Annotated in this window: 21 protein-coding genes; 17 read left to right on the top strand and 4 right to left on the bottom strand. The window is 41.2% G+C overall.

Going from position 1 to position 17,207, the window contains the following annotated elements:
* Nucleotides 1-67 precede the first annotated feature (67 nt).
* The 10 genes from HWV58_RS14180 (at nt 68) to HWV58_RS14225 (ending at nt 8,428) form a co-directional block, all read left to right on the top strand.
* Nucleotides 68-1,291 carry an HD domain-containing protein gene (locus HWV58_RS14180; RefSeq protein WP_175634734.1) on the top strand — a complete coding sequence of 408 codons (1,224 nt, stop codon included), beginning with the start codon at nt 68-70 and terminating at the stop codon, nt 1,289-1,291.
* Nucleotides 1,292-1,413: 122 nt separating this feature from the next.
* Nucleotides 1,414-2,490, top strand: coding sequence for a UDP-3-O-(3-hydroxymyristoyl)glucosamine N-acyltransferase (gene lpxD, locus HWV58_RS14185; RefSeq protein WP_124558895.1), 1,077 nt, complete (start codon nt 1,414-1,416; stop codon nt 2,488-2,490).
* Entirely contained in the window at nt 2,480-3,892 is a 1,413-nt protein-coding gene (locus HWV58_RS14190; protein WP_175634735.1) for a bifunctional UDP-3-O-[3-hydroxymyristoyl] N-acetylglucosamine deacetylase/3-hydroxyacyl-ACP dehydratase, read from the top strand. The genes lpxD and HWV58_RS14190 overlap by 11 nt, the downstream gene beginning before the upstream one ends.
* On the top strand, nt 3,892-4,677 hold the full coding sequence (gene lpxA, locus HWV58_RS14195; RefSeq protein ID WP_124558897.1) for an acyl-ACP--UDP-N-acetylglucosamine O-acyltransferase: 786 nt from the start codon (nt 3,892-3,894) through the stop codon (nt 4,675-4,677). Before HWV58_RS14190 ends, lpxA begins: the two co-directional genes overlap by 1 nt.
* A 68-nt stretch (nt 4,678-4,745) precedes the next feature.
* Nucleotides 4,746-5,225 carry a GNAT family N-acetyltransferase gene (locus tag HWV58_RS14200; protein WP_175634736.1) on the top strand — a complete coding sequence of 160 codons (480 nt, stop codon included), beginning with the start codon at nt 4,746-4,748 and terminating at the stop codon, nt 5,223-5,225.
* 31 nt (nt 5,226-5,256) lie between these two features.
* The gene (locus HWV58_RS14205; RefSeq protein ID WP_175634737.1) at nt 5,257-5,871 is read left to right on the top strand and encodes an ABC transporter ATP-binding protein; all 615 of its coding nucleotides are present in this window, start codon (nt 5,257-5,259) and stop codon (nt 5,869-5,871) included.
* A gap of 456 nt (nt 5,872-6,327) precedes the next feature.
* Nucleotides 6,328-6,888 carry an elongation factor P gene (gene efp, locus HWV58_RS14210; RefSeq protein WP_175634738.1) on the top strand — a complete coding sequence of 187 codons (561 nt, stop codon included), beginning with the start codon at nt 6,328-6,330 and terminating at the stop codon, nt 6,886-6,888.
* 132 nt (nt 6,889-7,020) lie between these two features.
* Nucleotides 7,021-7,581 carry an elongation factor P gene (gene efp, locus HWV58_RS14215; protein ID WP_124558901.1) on the top strand — a complete coding sequence of 187 codons (561 nt, stop codon included), beginning with the start codon at nt 7,021-7,023 and terminating at the stop codon, nt 7,579-7,581.
* Nucleotides 7,582-7,702: 121 nt separating this feature from the next.
* Nucleotides 7,703-8,263 carry a 5-formyltetrahydrofolate cyclo-ligase gene (locus HWV58_RS14220; protein ID WP_175634739.1) on the top strand — a complete coding sequence of 187 codons (561 nt, stop codon included), beginning with the start codon at nt 7,703-7,705 and terminating at the stop codon, nt 8,261-8,263.
* A gap of 6 nt (nt 8,264-8,269) precedes the next feature.
* The gene (locus HWV58_RS14225; protein ID WP_175634740.1) at nt 8,270-8,428 is read left to right on the top strand and encodes a hypothetical protein; all 159 of its coding nucleotides are present in this window, start codon (nt 8,270-8,272) and stop codon (nt 8,426-8,428) included.
* A gap of 78 nt (nt 8,429-8,506) precedes the next feature.
* Here HWV58_RS14225 and HWV58_RS14230 read toward each other — a convergent pair whose 3' ends face one another.
* From HWV58_RS14230 to HWV58_RS14245, 4 genes are all read right to left on the bottom strand, one after another.
* The gene (locus HWV58_RS14230; RefSeq protein WP_175634741.1) at nt 8,507-9,484 is read right to left on the bottom strand and encodes a formimidoylglutamase; all 978 of its coding nucleotides are present in this window, start codon (nt 9,482-9,484) and stop codon (nt 8,507-8,509) included.
* Nucleotides 9,477-10,715 (bottom strand): imidazolonepropionase, encoded by a 1,239-nt coding sequence (gene hutI / locus HWV58_RS14235; protein WP_175634742.1) that lies wholly within the window; start codon nt 10,713-10,715, stop codon nt 9,477-9,479. The genes HWV58_RS14230 and hutI overlap by 8 nt, the downstream gene beginning before the upstream one ends.
* 95 nt (nt 10,716-10,810) lie before the next feature.
* The gene (locus tag HWV58_RS14240) at nt 10,811-11,578 is read right to left on the bottom strand and encodes an exodeoxyribonuclease III (protein ID WP_175634743.1); all 768 of its coding nucleotides are present in this window, start codon (nt 11,576-11,578) and stop codon (nt 10,811-10,813) included.
* 244 nt (nt 11,579-11,822) lie between these two features.
* Nucleotides 11,823-12,545: a peptidylprolyl isomerase gene (locus tag HWV58_RS14245; RefSeq protein ID WP_175634744.1), complete on the bottom strand. Its 723-nt coding sequence runs from the start codon at nt 12,543-12,545 to the stop codon at nt 11,823-11,825.
* A 94-nt stretch (nt 12,546-12,639) separates the two neighbouring features.
* Here HWV58_RS14245 and HWV58_RS14250 point away from each other — a divergent pair, with 94 nt between their 5' ends.
* The 7 genes from HWV58_RS14250 (at nt 12,640) to ygiD (ending at nt 17,163) form a co-directional block, all read left to right on the top strand.
* Nucleotides 12,640-13,041, top strand: coding sequence for an HYC_CC_PP family protein (locus tag HWV58_RS14250; protein ID WP_175634745.1), 402 nt, complete (start codon nt 12,640-12,642; stop codon nt 13,039-13,041).
* Nucleotides 13,042-13,162: 121 nt separating this feature from the next.
* Entirely contained in the window at nt 13,163-13,699 is a 537-nt protein-coding gene (locus HWV58_RS14255; RefSeq protein WP_175634746.1) for a heavy-metal-associated domain-containing protein, read from the top strand.
* Between the two features lie 3 nt (nt 13,700-13,702).
* Nucleotides 13,703-14,515 (top strand): transporter family protein, encoded by an 813-nt coding sequence (locus HWV58_RS14260; RefSeq protein WP_175634747.1) that lies wholly within the window; start codon nt 13,703-13,705, stop codon nt 14,513-14,515.
* 7 nt (nt 14,516-14,522) lie between these two features.
* The gene (locus HWV58_RS14265; RefSeq protein WP_175634748.1) at nt 14,523-15,026 is read left to right on the top strand and encodes a DUF3347 domain-containing protein; all 504 of its coding nucleotides are present in this window, start codon (nt 14,523-14,525) and stop codon (nt 15,024-15,026) included.
* A complete protein-coding gene (locus HWV58_RS14270; RefSeq protein WP_175634749.1) occupies nt 15,026-15,586 on the top strand; it encodes a helix-turn-helix domain-containing protein in 561 nt (186 codons plus the stop codon). Before HWV58_RS14265 ends, HWV58_RS14270 begins: the two co-directional genes overlap by 1 nt.
* A gap of 74 nt (nt 15,587-15,660) precedes the next feature.
* A complete protein-coding gene (locus HWV58_RS14275) occupies nt 15,661-16,233 on the top strand; it encodes a YceI family protein (protein WP_175634750.1) in 573 nt (190 codons plus the stop codon).
* Between the two features lie 105 nt (nt 16,234-16,338).
* Nucleotides 16,339-17,163 (top strand): 4,5-DOPA-extradiol-dioxygenase, encoded by an 825-nt coding sequence (ygiD, locus tag HWV58_RS14280; RefSeq protein WP_175634751.1) that lies wholly within the window; start codon nt 16,339-16,341, stop codon nt 17,161-17,163.
* Nucleotides 17,164-17,207 lie beyond the last annotated feature (44 nt).

Here is a 17,207-nt window from a genome sequence, read left to right on the forward strand (position 1 = left end):
TAAATCAAACTCTAAATAAAAATAGCAATTTTTGTACCGTATCTGTCTATTTAACTATTTTTAACGATTGAACAAGAAGAAAATCATAAATGATCCGGTTTACGGTTTCATCAGCATACCATCGGCCTTAGTTTACGATGTAATATCGCATCCCTATTTCCAGCGGCTGCGCTACATTAAACAACTGGGCATGACCCATTTGGTTTATCCTGGAGCATTGCACACCCGTTTTCACCATGCCCTGGGCGCCATGCATTTGATGTGTTTGGCCATTAGCCTGCTAAGAAGCAAAGGACATGACATTACCGAAGGTGAAGAAGAAGCCGCCATTTTGGCCATTTTACTGCATGACATTGGTCATGGGCCTTTTTCGCACGCACTCGAACATTCGCTGGTTACAGGTATTAAGCACGAAGACATTTCGGCTAAGCTGATGAACGACCTGAATATCCATTTCGACGGACGCTTAACACATGCCATCGAGATTTTTAACGGTACCTATCCTAAAAAGTTTTTACACCAGTTAATTTCGGGTCAGCTCGATTTAGACCGGATGGATTATTTGAACCGCGACAGCTTCTTTACCGGTGTAAGCGAAGGGGTAATCAGCTTCGACCGCATTATTAAAATGTTTAACGTTTACGATGATGACCTGGTAATTGAAGAAAAAGGTATTTACTCTATCGAAAAATTCCTGATTGCCCGCCGGCTGATGTACTGGCAGGTTTACCTGCATAAAACCGTTATTGCAGGCGAGATGATTTTGGTCAAATTGCTTGAACGGGCCAAAGAGCTATCGGCCAGAGGCGAAGAACTGTTTGCTTCACCCTCATTAAATCATTTTTTGAAGCACAACATTAACGAAGGCAACTTTTTCGAACAACACATAAACCTCGAACATTTTACCAATCTTGATGATCAGGATATCTACGCAGCTGTTAAAGTTTGGGTAAAGCATCCCGATAAAATTTTATCAACCCTTTGCAATATGCTTACCTCGCGTAACCTGTATAAAGTGGAGATGGGTAACGAAATGGAAAAGGCCGACCGGCTTGCATTTTTACAGGATGCAGCGGTTAATTTACTGCAGATTAAACCCGAAGAAGCCCGCTATTTTGTTTTTACCGATACGATCCAAAACCGCGCATACAATGCAGGCGTTGGCAATATTAAGATTTTAATGAAAAATAACAACATTGTTGATATTGCAAAAGCTTCGGATTTATCAAACCTCGAATCGCTGCAGAAAACAGTAGAAAAATATATCCTCTGTTACCCCAGGGGCATTTAAGCTTATTTAACAAAATATTTAACTTTTACTGCCGTTTTAAGTCTTATTATTGTGTAAAATATACACAGCTTAACCTTTGCAGGTTTTTTTGTTCATATCAATTTAACATTTACCTTTGTACGATGCAATTTACTGCCAAGCAGATAAGTCAGTTTCTGAACGGTTCCATAGATGGTAACCCCGACGTAGCCGTTACCGAACTCTCTAAAATAGAAGACGGAAAGGAAGGCTCTTTGTCATTTCTTTCCAATCCTAAGTACGAAAACTTTTTGTATTCTACTCAGGCATCAGTTGTAATCGTATCTAAAGATTTTGCCCCAACACAACCCTACACCAGCACTTTGGTGCGTGTAGAAAATCCATATAGTGCTTTTACTATTCTGCTGGATAAATACAACGAAGCGGTAAATGCACAAAACACACAAACGGGTATTGATAAAATGGCTTTCGTGCACCCCACTGCAAAAATTGGGGAGAATGTTTTTATTGATGCTTTCGCTTATGTAGCAGAGCATGCTGTAATTGCCGATGGCTGTAAAATAAATACACAGGTTTTTATTGGCGCACATTCTAAAATTGGCGAAAACACTACTTTTTATCCGGGCGTTAAAGTTTACCACAACTCGGTAATCGGCAGCCGCGTAATTATTCATGCCAATACAGTTATCGGAAGCGATGGTTTTGGTTTTGCCCCTCAAAAAGACGGCACTTACAATAAAATCCCTCAAATAGGAAATGTTGTAATTGAAGATGATGTAGAAATTGGTGCCAATACCACTGTAGACCGTGCAACCATGGGCTCGACCATTGTTAAAAAAGGCGCAAAAATTGATAACCTGATTCAGATTGCCCATAATGTGGAAATTGGCGAAAACACTGTTTTAGCTGCACAATCAGGCATTTCAGGAAGTACAAAAATTGGTCCTAACAGTGTTGTGGGTGGCCAGGTTGGTATTGCAGGCCATTTAACCTTAGCCAAAGGCACTCAAATTGGAGCCCAGGCAGGCATTAACTTTAACATTACAGAAGAAAATAAACAATGGCATGGCAGTCCTGCCCAACCATTGCGCAACTGGATGCGCGCATCGGTAATTTTCAAACACCTCCCCGATGTAGAAAAAAGAATTAACGCACTCGAAGAGGAATTGAAAAAGCTTACAGCTGAACTGGAAAAGAATACATTACACAATGAACGTTAGACAAAAAACGATTAAGCAAGAAATATCAGCATCTGGTGTTGGTTTACACACAGGCGCTAATGTTACTTTAACCTTTTGCCCCGCCCCCGAAAATCATGGTTTTAAATTTCAACGCATCGATTTAGACGGGCACCCAATTATCGAAGCAGATGCTGACAATGTAACCGATACTTCGCGCGGAACTACCATTACCCAAAACGGCGCCAGCGTAAGCACCGTAGAGCACGTAATGGCTTCATTAATCGGTATGGATCTCGATAATGTGCTAATCAAATTAGACGGGCCTGAAACCCCGATTATGGATGGCAGTTCAATCCAGTTTGTCGATTTATTGGAAGAAGTAGGCTCCGTAGAGCAAAACGCTGATCGCGAGTACTTCACCATCCCTCACAACATTACCTATACAGAAGAAGACAGGAAAGTAGAGATTGTGGCCATGCCGCTTGACGACTATCGCTTTACCTGTATGATTGATTATAACTCGCCTGTTTTAGGCAGTCAGCATGCCGGCATTAACACCATTGCCGAGTTTAAAAAAGAAATTGCTTCGTGCCGTACTTTCTGTTTCCTGCACGAATTAGAATACCAGTTATCGCACAACCTGATTAAAGGCGGCGATTTAAACAACGCCATTGTAATTGTAGATAAAGAAGTTACCAAAGATGAATTGAGTCATCTGGCTAAGCTTTTCAACCGCAAAGACATAGATGTTGCCCCACAGGGGATATTAAACAATATGGAGCTACGCTACCAAAACGAGCCTGCCCGTCATAAACTACTGGATATGATTGGCGATTTAGCTTTGGTTGGCATGCACTTAAAAGGCCATATTATGGCAGCCCGTCCGGGTCACGCCGCTAACGTTGCCTTCGCTAAAAAAATTAAGGCAGCCATTAAAAAAGAGAAAAACAAAAAAGTACAGAAAGTTTACGATCCGAGTGCGAAGCCCGTATTTGATGTGGTTCAGATCATGGAGATTTTGCCTCACCGTCAACCTTTCTTATTTGTAGATAAAATTTTAGAACTTTCGAAAAACCACGTGGTGGGTGTTAAAAACGTAACCATGAACGAAGAGTTTTTCAAAGGGCACTTCCCTGGTGCACCGGTTTTTCCGGGGGTAATTCAGATTGAGGCCATGGCACAGGTGGGTGGAATCCTGGTATTGTGCACCGTTCCCGATCCGCAAAACTACCTCACTTATTTCTTAAAAATAGATAACGTACGTTTCAGGGCACAGGTGCTTCCGGGCGATACCATTGTTTTCCGCTGCGATTTACTTGAGCCAATCAGAAGGGGTATTGCCCAGATGAAAGGTGTGGGTATGGTTGGCGAAAAAATCGTTGTCGAAGCCGAAATGATGGCCCAAATTTCAAAAGTTAAACAAGCAGAACCCGCTCAATAATGATACAACCTTTAGCATATATACATCCTCAGGCAAAAATTGCCGAAAACGTGGTAATCGAACCTTTTGTAGTGATACATAAAGACGTTGTAATTGGAGAGGGAACCTGGATCGGATCGAACGTAACCATTATGGATGGTGCACGCATTGGTAAAAACTGCCGCATTTTCCCTGGTGCCGTTATTTCAGGCGAGCCACAGGACTTAAAATTTGCCGGAGAAATTACCACAGCAGAAATTGGCGACAACACCACCATCAGGGAGTGTGTTACCATAAACCGTGGTACCAAAGATAAATGGAAAACGGTGATTGGCAGCAACTGCTTAATCCAGGCTTACTCGCACATTGCGCACGATTGCGAAGTAGGAAACAACTGTATTTTCTCTAACAGCACTACGTTAGCAGGTCACATTACCATTGGCAATAACGTGGTACTTGCAGGCCTGGTGGCTATCCACCAGTTTGTTAAAGTAGGTTCTTATGCTTTCGTAACCGGTGGTTCTTTGGTGCGTAAAGATGTTCCGCCTTATGTTAAAGCTGCACGTGAGCCGCTTTCTTATGCAGGCATCAACTCTGTTGGTTTGCGCAGAAGAGGTTTCACCAATGAGCAAATTGACGAAATACAGGAAATTTACCGCGTACTTTTCGTTAAACACAATAACGTAACCAAAGCTTTGGATATGATCGAAGCTGAATTCAAGCCTACCGAAATCCGCGATGAGATTGTAGATTTTATCCGCAACTCAAACCGTGGGGTGATGAAGGGCTTTGGAATGGGAAGCTAATAAAGATAAAAGGCTGAATAGTTTAAGGCAGAGGGCAAAACTTTGCCTTAAACTCAAAATAAACATTCATGAGTGACTTAACGCTAATCAGAGTAGATTCAGATCAAGCCGACTTTAGAAAGCTGGTGGCCTTACTGGATCAGGATTTAGCGGTTAGAGATGGCCATGAACATGCTTTTTATGCGCAGTTCAACAAAGTTGACACCATAAAGGAAGTGGTTGTAGCTTACCAGAACAATAATGCCGTAGGCTGTGGCGCAATCAAACCATTTTCCGCCACCCAGGCCGAAGTAAAACGGATGTTTGTTCACCCCGACTACAGAAAACAAGGCATTGCGGCTCAAATATTAAACGAACTCGAAAAGTGGGCTACCGAAATTGGTTTTAGCGATTGCGTGTTAGAAACCGGCAAAAAACAACCCGAAGCCATTGCCCTGTATCAAAGGGCAGGCTACAAGATCACCCCAAACTACGGACAATATATCGGTGTTGACAATAGCGTTTGCATGTTAAAGCAACTCAATACCTCTACAGCGCTTGATACATGATATTCTATACCTGATACTTGACCCCAAATAAATGAAAATAAGCTTAAACAACGTTGGCCGGAGGTTTAACAAAGAATGGATTTTCAGAAACCTGAGTACAGAATTTAGTGCTGGCAACAGCTATGCTATTCTTGGGCCAAACGGATCTGGTAAATCTACTTTGCTGAGCATATTAACCGGGAGCTTATCTCCTTCGGAGGGAGAAATTTCATTTTCTCAAGGCACCGATATACCAGTAGAAAACATTTACAGATACATTAGTCTGGCTGCGCCCTACCTCGAACTGGTAGAAACTTTCAGTTTAAAAGAGATCATTGATTTTCATTTCAAGTTTAAAAACTTTGCGCCCGGCGTTGATGCCAAAAGCCTGATTAGTATCCTCGGACTTGAAAAAGCGGCAAACAAAGAAATTAAGTACTTTTCTTCTGGAATGAAACAAAGAACCAAACTAGCTTTGGCCTGTTGTACCGATACACCAATTTTATTTTTAGACGAACCAACCAGCAATTTAGACCTTCAGGGAATGAATTGGTACCGCGAACTGATTGAAAATTTTGGGAAAGATCGCTTAACCATAATTGGATCGAACCAAATCCAGGAATACGAATTCTGCAATCACCAAATTCAAATTGCTGATTACAAGTAAATTAAACACCCAAAACCCGGCATACAAAACGCCTTTTTTGTCATACATTTGTATTATAAATAATTTTTTCAAAAAATATTTTGTAATTGAAAAATAGTTCTTACCTTTGCACCACCAAAAAGAGAAACAAATATTAAATTTATCTCTTCAAGGAAAAGATTAAACTTCTGCTTTGGCAGAATCAAAAATATACGCCTGCAAAGGCAAAGAGTTTTTCATAGTTTAGTTTGAGGTTTAGGTTGATTATGCCTTTGGAGTGGTTCCCAAAGGCATTTCTTTTATACGCTGTTTTTTCGGGCGAAAAAACCTCACAGGTTTTAAATTCCCAAACAGCTGATCAAACCTGCCAGGTCTAAGTTATGTGCCCATCGCAATGAACCAATAACTATTGAACCAATGAACCATTTTTTTTAACTTTGGCGTTCAAAAATTGACAAAACAATATTTTATTATCAAATGGCAAAGGCATCAGAAGTAAAAAGCGGAAACGTGCTTCGTTTTAACGGAGAGTTGGTAAGTGTTGAAGAATATATCCACCGTACACCCGGAAATTTAAGGGCTTTCTATCAGGCACGTATGCGGAACGTAAAAACAGGCAAAATTGTAGAGTACCGTTTTCGTACCGATGAAGAGGTTACCATTTGCCGCGTAGAAACCAACGATTACCAATACCTTTACGAAGATGGCGATTACCTGGTGGTGATGGACAATAACACTTTCGACCAGCACAATATCCCAAAGCTTCTTTTCGGCAACGCAATCAAATTCTTAAAGGAAGGCATGAATGTAACCATCGCATTCGAAAGCGACGAACCTATTGTAGCCCAGCTGCCCAACAGCGTTGAGCTTGAAATTACCTATACCGAACCTGCCGTTAAAGGCGATACCTCTACCAGTGCCCAAAAATATGCAACTGTTGAAACCGGTGCAGAAATAAGGGTGCCTTTATTTATCAATCAGGGTGATAAGGTTAAGGTTGATACCAAAACCGGCGATTATATGGAAAGAGTAAAATAGTAAAAGCAAAGGCTTACAACGGGCTAGACCCTAAGCCTTATGCCTTAAACCTTTATAGGTTTTTATTAAAATAATTTTACCTTTGCCAACGCAAAAAACAGAAATATAAAATCCAATTCAGGATAACAACATATGGCTAAAGCATCAGAAATTAAAACAGGTAACATTCTTCGCGTAAACAACGAACTGGTTACTGTTGACGAATGGAATCACCGCACACCAGGTAAAGGTGGTGCATTTTACACCGGTAAATTCCGTAACATTAAAACAGGTAGGATTGTAGAAGCCCGTATGAATACCGACGAGGCTGTAGAAATCTGCCGTGTAGAAACTAACGACTACCAATACCTTTACGAAGATGGTAACTACCTGGTAGTAATGGACAACAACTCTTACGAGCAGTTTAACGTTGAAAAAACTTTATTCGGTTCGGCAATTAAATTCTTAAAAGAAGGTATGAACATCATTGTTTCGATGGAAAGCGACGAAGCAATTATGGCACAATTACCAAACTTTGCTGAATTTGAAATTACTTATTCGGAGCCTGCAGTTAAAGGCGATACTTCTACAAACGCATTAAAAGCAGCTACGCTTGAAAATGGCGTGGAAGTTAAAGTTCCGATGTTCGTTAACCAGGGCGATAAAATTAAAATTGATACCCGCACCGGCGACTACGTTGAGCGTGTAAAATAATTTAAACAAAATACCTGAAAGCCTCTGAAGTTAAACCTTTAGAGGCTTTTTTATTTCGGTTCTTTAGACCTGCAAGGTTTTAAAAACCTTACAGGTCTGTAAAATATTTACCTTTACGATTATGCTAAAAGCCGAGATCAGAAAACAAGCATTAAAAGATAGGTTACGACTAGACGACGCTACCTATCAGGAGCTCAACCAAGCGCTCTTAAATCAGTTTAAAACGCTCGATTTTAGCAAAATTAAAAGCATTCATATCTTCCTACCAATTACCGAAAAGAAAGAGCCTGATACTTTTCTGCTGATCAATTGGTTGACTACAAACCATCCTGAAATTAAAATTATTGTACCCAAGGCCGATTTCGAAACGGCACTGATGACCCATCACGAATACATTGGCTTAGCGGATTTAAAGAAAAACACCAATCAGATTCTCGAACCGCAGAACGGGAAACTGCATCAAGGAGAGATTGACCTGGTTATTGTTCCACTTCTGGCATTCGATTTACAAGGCTACCGCGCGGGTTATGGCAAGGGTTTTTACGATCGCTTTCTGCAAAATATAAATGCTCAGAAAATAGGCTTATCTTTGTACCCTGCAATTGAAAAAATAGATGATGTGAACGAACACGACATCCGTTTGGATTTTTGCATAACACCAACAGCAATAATAAAATTTTAAGTTAAAATGGCACAGGAGATCATTATTAAAACCGAAAAGCAGTACGAAGACAATATGATTGCCGTGTTCGAATTGCAAGAGAAGGAAGAGCTGACTGCCGATGATTTAAAGCAGATTGAACTCATGTTAAAAGCTGGCGAGAAATACGAGGCCGAACATCTGTAACGATATTCGTCATGCTGATGCAATAGCTATCGGATTCGTTTCAGCATCTCCTCACCAGAAAGTGAAGCAACATTAAACTTACTTTTGCGCTTTCACAAAGTCGCTCACTAAATAAGCAATCAATTTTGCGGTTAACCTGCTTACGCGCCCATCCAGCATACGCGTTGCGCCCTCACAGATGTGGAGATAAGCAAACTGCCTGTTACTGCTCAAAATCAGTTTCCTAATTTCGTTTGCGGCAAAACCAGATGGTGTTTCGGCGCTTGACAGCACATGCTGAATACAATCTACATCTATCTCCAACCCTAATGCACCTTCAGTCTTGCTTAAAAAAACATTAAAATCTACCTCTCCGGTTAAAATATCTTCAAAAAATACCGCATCAAGCTTCGGATTGGTTTCAATCTGGTTTAAAATAGCCTCATTATTGTAATTTTGATGCAAACCATACATTAAATAGTGATTGAGGTAATTTTCTTTTAGAGCATAAGAAAATCCGTTTCCGCTATGCCTGCCCTCCAACGCTCTCAAATCGGCATGGGCATCAATATTCACCACATTAATTGGTGCATTTTTGGCCGATGCAGTGCCTTTAATCAAAGGAAAAGCATTGTTGTGCCCTCCACCAATAACAACCGGGATTTTCCCTGCAGCAACAATTTTTTCAATAAGCGGATAAACCAGGTTATCGATTTCTTCGACCTTTTTCCTCAGTCCAGCAACCGACGAATCTGTTGGTTCCTCAATTTCAAAATGACCAAGGACTAAAATTTCATCCCCCTTTAAAAACCGGTTGCTTTGAATATTCAAAAAGGTAACCAAACTTGTACGCCAGGCAGATGCCGCACCTGCAATGCCAAAATTAGCCCGTACACCAATATCCTCAGGAATGCCTAAAAGCACAAACTTAGCTTCGCTACCGGCTAAAACAGCCGTCGAAACAAAATCATCACCGGAAGGATATGACACCACCTTTTCACCGAGTTTGGTTTCACCATCACGGTTAATAACCAGTTGGTCGATATCCTGCTGCCTATATATTTTAAAGCTATCCATTATAAATTTCTCCGTTTAAAATAACCCGGTCTACTAATGTTTCGCCAAAACTATAAGGCAAATAGGCGATTGATGGCATTGGCTTGGTGATAAACAAATTGGCCTTTTTACCAATGGCGATGCTCCCATAATTTTCGCTTATTTCCATTGCGGCCGCACCATTTAAAGTAGCTGCATTAATGGCCTGCTCGGGAAACATCTTGAGCTTAATACAAGCTAAGGCAACTACAAAATTCATATTTCCGGATGGTGTAGAACCCGGATTGTAATCAGTTGCCAATGTTACCGGTAAATTGGCCTTGATAAAGCTTTTGGCATCAGCAAACGGAATACCTAAATAAAACGAGCAGGAAGGCAATAATGTTGCCATGGTATTGGCATTTTGTAAAGCCGCAATGGTCGCTTCGTCGCTTTCTTCTAAATGGTCGACAGAAACAGCATGGTTTAATACCGCCACTTCAACCGCCCCCGAAACAGATAGCTGATTGGCGTGAACTTTTGGCTTTAAGCCGTACACAGCCCCCGCTTTTAAAATCCAGTCGGTTTCGGCTACGGAGAAAAATCCTTTTTCGCAAAAAACATCAATATAATCAGCCAGCTTTTCTTCTGCTATAACGGGCAACATTTCGTTGATGATGAGATTAATATAACCTTCATGATCATCCTTATATAAAGCCGGGAAAGCGTGTGCAGCCAGAAATGTAGCCTTTATCGGAACCGGAAAACTCGCTTTCAGGCGCTTGATAACACGGAGCATTTTAATTTCACTTTCAACCGTTAAGCCATAGCCACTTTTAATCTCTACTGCTCCTGTTCCCTGAAGGATCATTTGCTTAAGCCTTACCGAAGCGCTTTCAAACAGCTCATCTTCAGTAGCCTTTTGCAGCTTATTGGCCGAATTTAAAATTCCGCCACCGGCCGCAGCAATTTCTTCGTAGGTTTTGCCTTGTATTTTCATGGCAAATTCTTCCTCGCGCGTAGCTGCAAAAACAATATGGGTGTGACTATCGCACCAGGAAGGAAAAACATACCTGCCGCTGGCGTTGTAAGCCGGAAGATGGGAAATGGAGGATGGAATAGCGGCCATTTCACCAAAATCTTTAATCAAACCGTTTTCAATTAAGAGCCAGGCATTCTCCAGCACATGTAAATCGTTCAGTTCGCTGCCGCGAAGCATCAGTTTGCTTTTTGGATGTAAGCCAACAAGGCCTTTTATATTGGTGATTAGCATTTGCCAGATGGTTAATTGTTGAAACTGTATAAATTGGTTAATTAAGTGTTGTTTACAGTTAACCGGCTCAAACAATTGACCAGTTAACCAAATACTTAATCTAGCTCTAAAAGCACAGGGCAATGATCGGAATGTACGGCATCCGGTAAAATCCTCACGTTCTTTAACCTGTTTTCCATTGGCCGGGTAGCTAAATGGTAATCGATACGCCAGCCCAGGTTCTTACCCCTCGAGCCTGCCCTGTAACTCCACCAGGTATAATGATGCGGATCTTTGTTAAAGTGACGGAAAGTATCGATAAAGCCATTGTCTAAAAATAACTGCATCCACTCGCGTTCCTCAGGCAAAAATCCTGATGAATTGGCATTTGATTTTGGATTATGGATATCAATCGCGGTATGGCAGATGTTATAATCGCCACTTACAATTAAATTCGGGATCTGATTGCGAAGTTTTCCGATATAGACATCAAAAAAGCGCATAAATTCATACTTTTTAACCTGCCTTTCATCACCGCTTGATCCGGAAGGCATATAAAGGCTCATTAAAGAGAAACCGTCAAAATCGGCCCTTAAAATGCGGCCTTCCCGATCTATCCATTCTTCTCCACAGCCATACTCCACATGGTTAGGCTTAATTTTCGACAAAATCGCCACGCCACTGTATCCCTTTTTTTCGGCGGGGAACCAGTAATGATGGTAGCCCAGCTGCTCAACAAGCGCAATAATTTCGGGTATCTGTGATGGTAAAGCTTTTACTTCCTGCAAGCAGACCATATCGGCATTGGTAGCCTGTAACCAGCCAAAAAAGTTTTTGGTACTGGCAGCCCTAATCCCATTTACGTTATAGGAGATGATTTTCATCTTTAAGTTTCAATTGTTGTGGGCGGTAAATTTAGAAATTAATTGAATAAATGCCGGGTAATTGGATTCAATTAATGACAGGTAAGTAGAAATTTCGTTCGTGCAGCCGCCTATTCTGACCATACCGCAGCGAGACATATAATCAGATTCAAGCCCCCTGTTCTGCCCTATCCAAATAATGACCACTTAGGGCTAATAACAAGCGGCAAAACCACCTTGCAGACAAATACTTGCTTTAATCGCCTTACATGATGAGCTTATCTTTCAAAGAAGCCTGCAACAACTGTTTCTCAATTTTTTTCGCTTCTCTTTTCTTCAAAACGGTAATTTCCATTTTCACATCCTGTTTTGGGCGGTTATTTTTATCTGTGGGCAGTACTGCGATTTTATCAACCATTTCCAATCCGGAAATAATTTCACCATAAACGGTATAGTTGCGATCAAGATGGGGTGTACCGCCAATGGTTTTATACACCTGTCTTTGCCACTCAGGTAGTTTAAACTTCAGGCGTTTTTGCTCTACATTATTCAATTGCTCATCGGTAAAAACTTTTCCCTGTACCAGATAAAACTGACTTCCACTCGATGCTTTTCGCGGATTAACGTCATCTCCTTCCCTGGCCGCAGCCAAAACTCCCTTTTTATGGAACAAACTATCGTTAAACTCGGCCGGGATAGTATATTTTGGTCCGCCCTCTCCCAATAAAGAATCTGGTTTGGCATTTCTAGAATCGGGGTCGCCGCCCTGAATCATAAAATCTTTAATCACCCTGTGGAAGAGCACACCATCATAGTAGCCTTCTTTTACCAATTTAAGAAAATTATCGCGATGCAAAGGTGTTTGATTGTATAGCTTCACAATGCATTCGCCATATTCGGTTTTAATGCGCACATATTGATTTTTAGGTTTCGCAGCAAAAGCGGTAAGCATCGAAAAAGTGCAGAGGAATAGTAAAATTTTCTTCATTAAAAAGGTGTTTGAGGCTAAATTAAGCTAAAAAATGAAATTCAATAAATAAATGCCCTTATAAATCGATATTTTTTGCTTTACCTTTGTAATTATGAAGCTCAAACAAAAAATAGCACTTTCTTTGGCTGTATTCTATGCAGTTAGTGTGATGGGTTTGGCTTTAAGTTTACACTTTTGCGGTGGTAAGCTGGCAAACGTAAAAATCTTCAGCAATGAAGTTTCCTGCAAATTCTGCAAAGAAATTCCTGCAGAGAAGAAAGATGACGGCTGCTGCAAAAACACCCAGGTAACCGTAAAAGTTAAGGATAGTCACCAAGCAGAGGCACAAATACAAATGCCAAAGCTTTTTTCTATCCAGCTGTTTATTCACCCGCCGGTACTGGAGTTTATTTCGAACATCAGTCCCGATTTTTTCAGTAAAATCTCAAACAAGGCTCCTCCGCTTTCTGCGCGGGTTGCCCTGCATGTTTTCAATTGTATTTTCAGGAATTAGGATTTTATCCCTTCCGTCATTTCAATCTGATAGCTATCGGATGAACTGACGGGAATTAGAAATCTGATTAAAAAAAACTCCGTCGGATAGACGGATTGTTTAATTCCAATTCAAAAAAATCATGAAAACGATAAAATTATTCAGCATTATTATGCTTTTCTTCGCCGTTAATGCTTCGGCGCAACAAATATCAACTGCCGATTTACAGGTTACCGGATTAACCTGCTCGATGTGCTCTAACGCTACACAGAAATCTTTGGAAACATTAGGTTTCATCAACTCGGTAAAACCAGATTTAAACAAAAATATCTTCGTGCTTACCTTTAAAAAAGGTGCCGACATTAACCTCGACCTGGTACGTAAAAAAGTTCAGGATGCCGGTTTCTCAGTTGGTGGTTTAACTGCTGATTTCACTTTCGACCAGGTTAAGGTTGACGATAAAGGTCAGGCCATTGTGAATGGAAACGTTTACCGTTTTGTAAACGCCAAAAACAAAACCCTTAACGGTACCGTAAAAGCATCGGTTATTGATAAAAATTTCATTTCGGGTGCAGCATTCAAAAAGCAGGCTACTTCGGTTAATTCTGATGCCTATGCAAGCGGTACGGGCGTAGTTAACGGCAAAAAAACCAGGGTTTACCATTTAGTGCTTTCTTAAGCCATGAAAAGGATATTAATTTTAGCACTGGTAGTGGCCGGTGCTTTTAATCATGCTTTTGGTCAGGAACTATACGTTTTTACCGAGCCGGCAAGTAATATGCCTACAAAATCGATTGGGGTACGCATTACCAACGAGGGCATATTCAACAATCCCGGTTTTGTGAGCCGTACCATCCCAGAGGTGATGATCGGATTCAATAAAAACCTGATGGCCCATGCACAGGCTTTTCTTTCGGATATGGACGGCAAATACCGTTTGGAAGGCGGAAGCTTATATGCAAAATACCGCTTTCTATCGATAGACGAAACGCATAGTCACCTCAGGGCAGCAGCTTTTGGCCGGATAAGCACCAGCAGGCGGCCAACCTTTACCCGTGATATCAATTTAGAAGGCGACAACAGTGGTGTTCAGGGTGGTTTAATTTTTACGCAGCTTTTGCATAAACTGGCCTTATCGGCAACATTGGGTTATGCGCATGCCTTCGAAAATAATGACAGGCAAATTGCGGGCATGCCACGACCAAATAACATGTTTTCTTACAGTTTATCATCGGGTTACCTGGTTTTACCATTTGTATATAAAAACTATAAAGAGCCGAACTTTAATGTTTATTTTGAAATGCTGGGTAAAACCGACCCCGGTACAGGCCAATCTTACCTGGATTTAGCGCCCGCGCTCCAGGTTATTTTGAACAGCACCACACGGATTGATTTGGGTTATCGTTTTCAGGCAGCTGGAAATATGACTAACCGTTACACCAAAAACATGTACCTGCTAAGGGCAGAATTTAATTTTTTTAACGTATTAAAATAAAGATCTCATGAAAAAAATAATGATCATGGTGGCAATAATTGCCATCGCAACTACAAAACTAACTTTCGCACAAAGTAAAACAGATGCAGCTTTTAATCAGCTTTTAACTGCTTATTACGACGTTAAAAATGCTTTGGCCACCGACAAAAAAGACCTTGCCGCTGAAAAGGCCAAGGCTTTATCGGCTAAAGTTGATGCTATTCCGCACAAGGACTTGCCTGCAACGCAGCACATGCCCTGGATGGAGCAGGCGAAGATAATCAAAGCCAAAGCTGCTGAGCTTGCTGCCGGAAAAGATATTAAAGCGCAACGTAAATCGTTCGAAGGCATTTCTTACGCGATGATTAAAACAGTTAAAAGCATTAAATTCAATAATGCTACGGTTTATGTACAGCATTGCCCAATGGCTAAGGCCAGCTGGTTAAACGAAAAAGAAAACATCGAAAACCCTTACTATGGCAGCATGATGTTTGATTGTGGTGATGTTTCAGAAACCATTAAATCGAAATAATGCACCTGCATATCAAAAATATGGTGTGCAACCGTTGTAAAATGGTGGTTAAGGCCGAGCTGGAGAAGCTTGGCTTTAACCCTGTTTCGGTCGAACTGGGCGACGTTGTTCTTTCCAAAAGCATCAGTGCGGCTGATAAGCTGAGCATCGGCGAAGCCTTACACCCTTTTGGCTTTGAGCTTTTAGCAGACAGGAAAACTCAAATTGCCGAGCAGATTAAAACCTCCATCATCGACCTGGTACACTATTCAAAAACGCCTTTAAAAATTAATCTTTCTGCCTATTTAAGCGAGCAACTTAAGCTCGAGTACCCACAGCTTAGCCTTATTTTCTCGGAGGTTGAAAAGCAAACCATCGAAAAGTATTTCATTGCGCAGAAAATAGAGAAGGCAAAAGAAATGTTAACCTACGGCGAGCTCACGCTTAGCGAAATTGCTTATCAACTCAACTACAGCAGTGTGGCCCATCTTTCGGCGCAGTTTAAGAAAGTAACAGATCTTACCCCATCAGCCTATAAAGCCAAAACGGCCAATAAACGCAAAACGCTCGATGAAATTTAACCTTGTGTTTTCTTAACATACATCAAGACTATCCTTCTGAATGTCAGCGTACTTTTGTTGAAAAAGAACAAGACATGAAAAAATTATTTTTATTCCTGATAGCTACCTCAATCAGCGTGGCTTCTTTCGCTCAAACAACCTGGAAAATTGATCCAATGCACTCATTTGTTAACTTTTCGGTTAAGCACATGGGCATTTCTTTTGTTGATGGTTCGTTTAAAAAATTTGACGGAACAGTTACTGCAGCTAAACCCGATTTAACGGACGCAAAAATCAACTTCACGGTTGATGTAGCCAGCATTACCACGGGTGTCGACATGAGAGACAATCACTTGAAAACGGACGATTTTTTCAATGCACAGAAATTTCCAGCCATGAAATTCGAAAGCACTGGTTTAAAAAAATTGAGCGGTAACAATTACGAGTTAAGTGGTAAATTGACAATCCGCGATGTAACCAAAGATGTAAAATTTGCGGTAGTTTACGGCGGAACCGCTAAAGACCAGCAAGGCAATACAAAAGCAGGTTTTGGCGCCACCACAACCATTAACCGTTTAGATTATAACATTAAATACGATCCCACTGGTGCTGGCGTAGCTAAAGATGTTGCCATTAAATTAAACCTGGAGTTTGTTCAGGGAAAATAATATACCCTATCGTCATTCCGGGCTTGTCCCGGAATCTCTTTCGTCAGATCCTGAAACAAGTTCAGGAAGACGGCCTTTAAATTTTGATTAAACAAACACGATATTATGTCTGCACTATCTCAATTCAAAAACTTTACTCAGCGTTTGCCTCAAACGGATTTAATGCCAACATTATTTATTGGTCATGGCTCGCCCATGAACGGTATTGAGCACAACGAGTTTAGCCAGAGTTGGGCCGATTTGGCAAAACATATTCCGGTTCCGAAAGCTGTACTCGTGGTTTCGGCCCATTGGTACACGCGTGGCACCTTTGTTACTGCCATGGATTTTCCATCTACCATCCACGACTTTGGTGGCTTTCCGCAGGCCTTATTCGATGTGCAGTATCCTGCCCATGGCGATGCTAAACTTGCTGCAGAAATCCCATCGCTAGTCCATAGCACAGCAGTTGGCTTAGACCACGATTGGGGTTTAGACCATGGCACCTGGACCATTGTAAGGCACATGTATCCCGAAGCCAATATCCCCGTGCTGCAATTGAGTATCGATTACACTAAAGCACCCGAGGAGCATTACGAAATTGCCAAAGAAATTTATGCCTTGCGTAAAAAAGGTATTCTGGTAATTGGCAGTGGCAATATGGTGCATAACCTGCGCATGTTAAGCTGGGAAATGATTAATGGTGGTGGCTACGATTGGGCTAACGAAATGAATGATAAATTCAAAAACCTGATTGCAAACGGCGACCATAAACCTTTAATGAATTATCGGAATTTAGGTCCGGATGCCATGCTTGCCATCCCAACTCCGGAGCATTATTTACCCTTGATTTATACCCTTGGCCTGAAAAACGAACAGGAAGAGATTACTTTCTTTAACGATAAAGCTGTTGGCGGTTCGCTAACCATGACATCGGTTTTAGTGGGATAATACGGTTGTTACGCTGAGGCACGAAGCATCTGCAAATGAAGAAT

The sequence above is a fragment of the Pedobacter ghigonis genome (genome assembly GCF_903166585.1).
Lineage (GTDB): Bacteria > Bacteroidota > Bacteroidia > Sphingobacteriales > Sphingobacteriaceae > Pedobacter > Pedobacter ghigonis.

Excerpts from the sequence above, each read along its gene's own strand:
- lpxD (WP_124558895.1), top strand. The coding sequence starts at position 1,414 with ATGCAATTTACTGCCAAGCAGATAAGTCAGTTTCTGAACGGTTCCATA.
- HWV58_RS14190 (WP_175634735.1), top strand. The coding sequence starts at position 2,480 with ATGAACGTTAGACAAAAAACGATTAAGCAAGAAATATCAGCATCTGGT.
- lpxA (WP_124558897.1), top strand. The coding sequence starts at position 3,892 with ATGATACAACCTTTAGCATATATACATCCTCAGGCAAAAATTGCCGAA.
- HWV58_RS14200 (WP_175634736.1), top strand. The coding sequence starts at position 4,746 with ATGAGTGACTTAACGCTAATCAGAGTAGATTCAGATCAAGCCGACTTT.
- HWV58_RS14205 (WP_175634737.1), top strand. The coding sequence starts at position 5,257 with ATGAAAATAAGCTTAAACAACGTTGGCCGGAGGTTTAACAAAGAATGG.
- efp (WP_175634738.1), top strand. The coding sequence starts at position 6,328 with ATGGCAAAGGCATCAGAAGTAAAAAGCGGAAACGTGCTTCGTTTTAAC.
- efp (WP_124558901.1), top strand. The coding sequence starts at position 7,021 with ATGGCTAAAGCATCAGAAATTAAAACAGGTAACATTCTTCGCGTAAAC.
- HWV58_RS14220 (WP_175634739.1), top strand. The coding sequence starts at position 7,703 with ATGCTAAAAGCCGAGATCAGAAAACAAGCATTAAAAGATAGGTTACGA.
- HWV58_RS14225 (WP_175634740.1), top strand. The coding sequence starts at position 8,270 with ATGGCACAGGAGATCATTATTAAAACCGAAAAGCAGTACGAAGACAAT.
- HWV58_RS14230 (WP_175634741.1), bottom strand. The coding sequence starts at position 9,484 with ATGGATAGCTTTAAAATATATAGGCAGCAGGATATCGACCAACTGGTT.
- hutI (WP_175634742.1), bottom strand. The coding sequence starts at position 10,715 with ATGCTAATCACCAATATAAAAGGCCTTGTTGGCTTACATCCAAAAAGC.
- HWV58_RS14240 (WP_175634743.1), bottom strand. The coding sequence starts at position 11,578 with ATGAAAATCATCTCCTATAACGTAAATGGGATTAGGGCTGCCAGTACC.
- HWV58_RS14245 (WP_175634744.1), bottom strand. The coding sequence starts at position 12,545 with ATGAAGAAAATTTTACTATTCCTCTGCACTTTTTCGATGCTTACCGCT.
- HWV58_RS14250 (WP_175634745.1), top strand. The coding sequence starts at position 12,640 with ATGAAGCTCAAACAAAAAATAGCACTTTCTTTGGCTGTATTCTATGCA.
- HWV58_RS14255 (WP_175634746.1), top strand. The coding sequence starts at position 13,163 with ATGAAAACGATAAAATTATTCAGCATTATTATGCTTTTCTTCGCCGTT.
- HWV58_RS14260 (WP_175634747.1), top strand. The coding sequence starts at position 13,703 with ATGAAAAGGATATTAATTTTAGCACTGGTAGTGGCCGGTGCTTTTAAT.
- HWV58_RS14265 (WP_175634748.1), top strand. The coding sequence starts at position 14,523 with ATGAAAAAAATAATGATCATGGTGGCAATAATTGCCATCGCAACTACA.
- HWV58_RS14270 (WP_175634749.1), top strand. The coding sequence starts at position 15,026 with ATGCACCTGCATATCAAAAATATGGTGTGCAACCGTTGTAAAATGGTG.
- HWV58_RS14275 (WP_175634750.1), top strand. The coding sequence starts at position 15,661 with ATGAAAAAATTATTTTTATTCCTGATAGCTACCTCAATCAGCGTGGCT.
- ygiD (WP_175634751.1), top strand. The coding sequence starts at position 16,339 with ATGTCTGCACTATCTCAATTCAAAAACTTTACTCAGCGTTTGCCTCAA.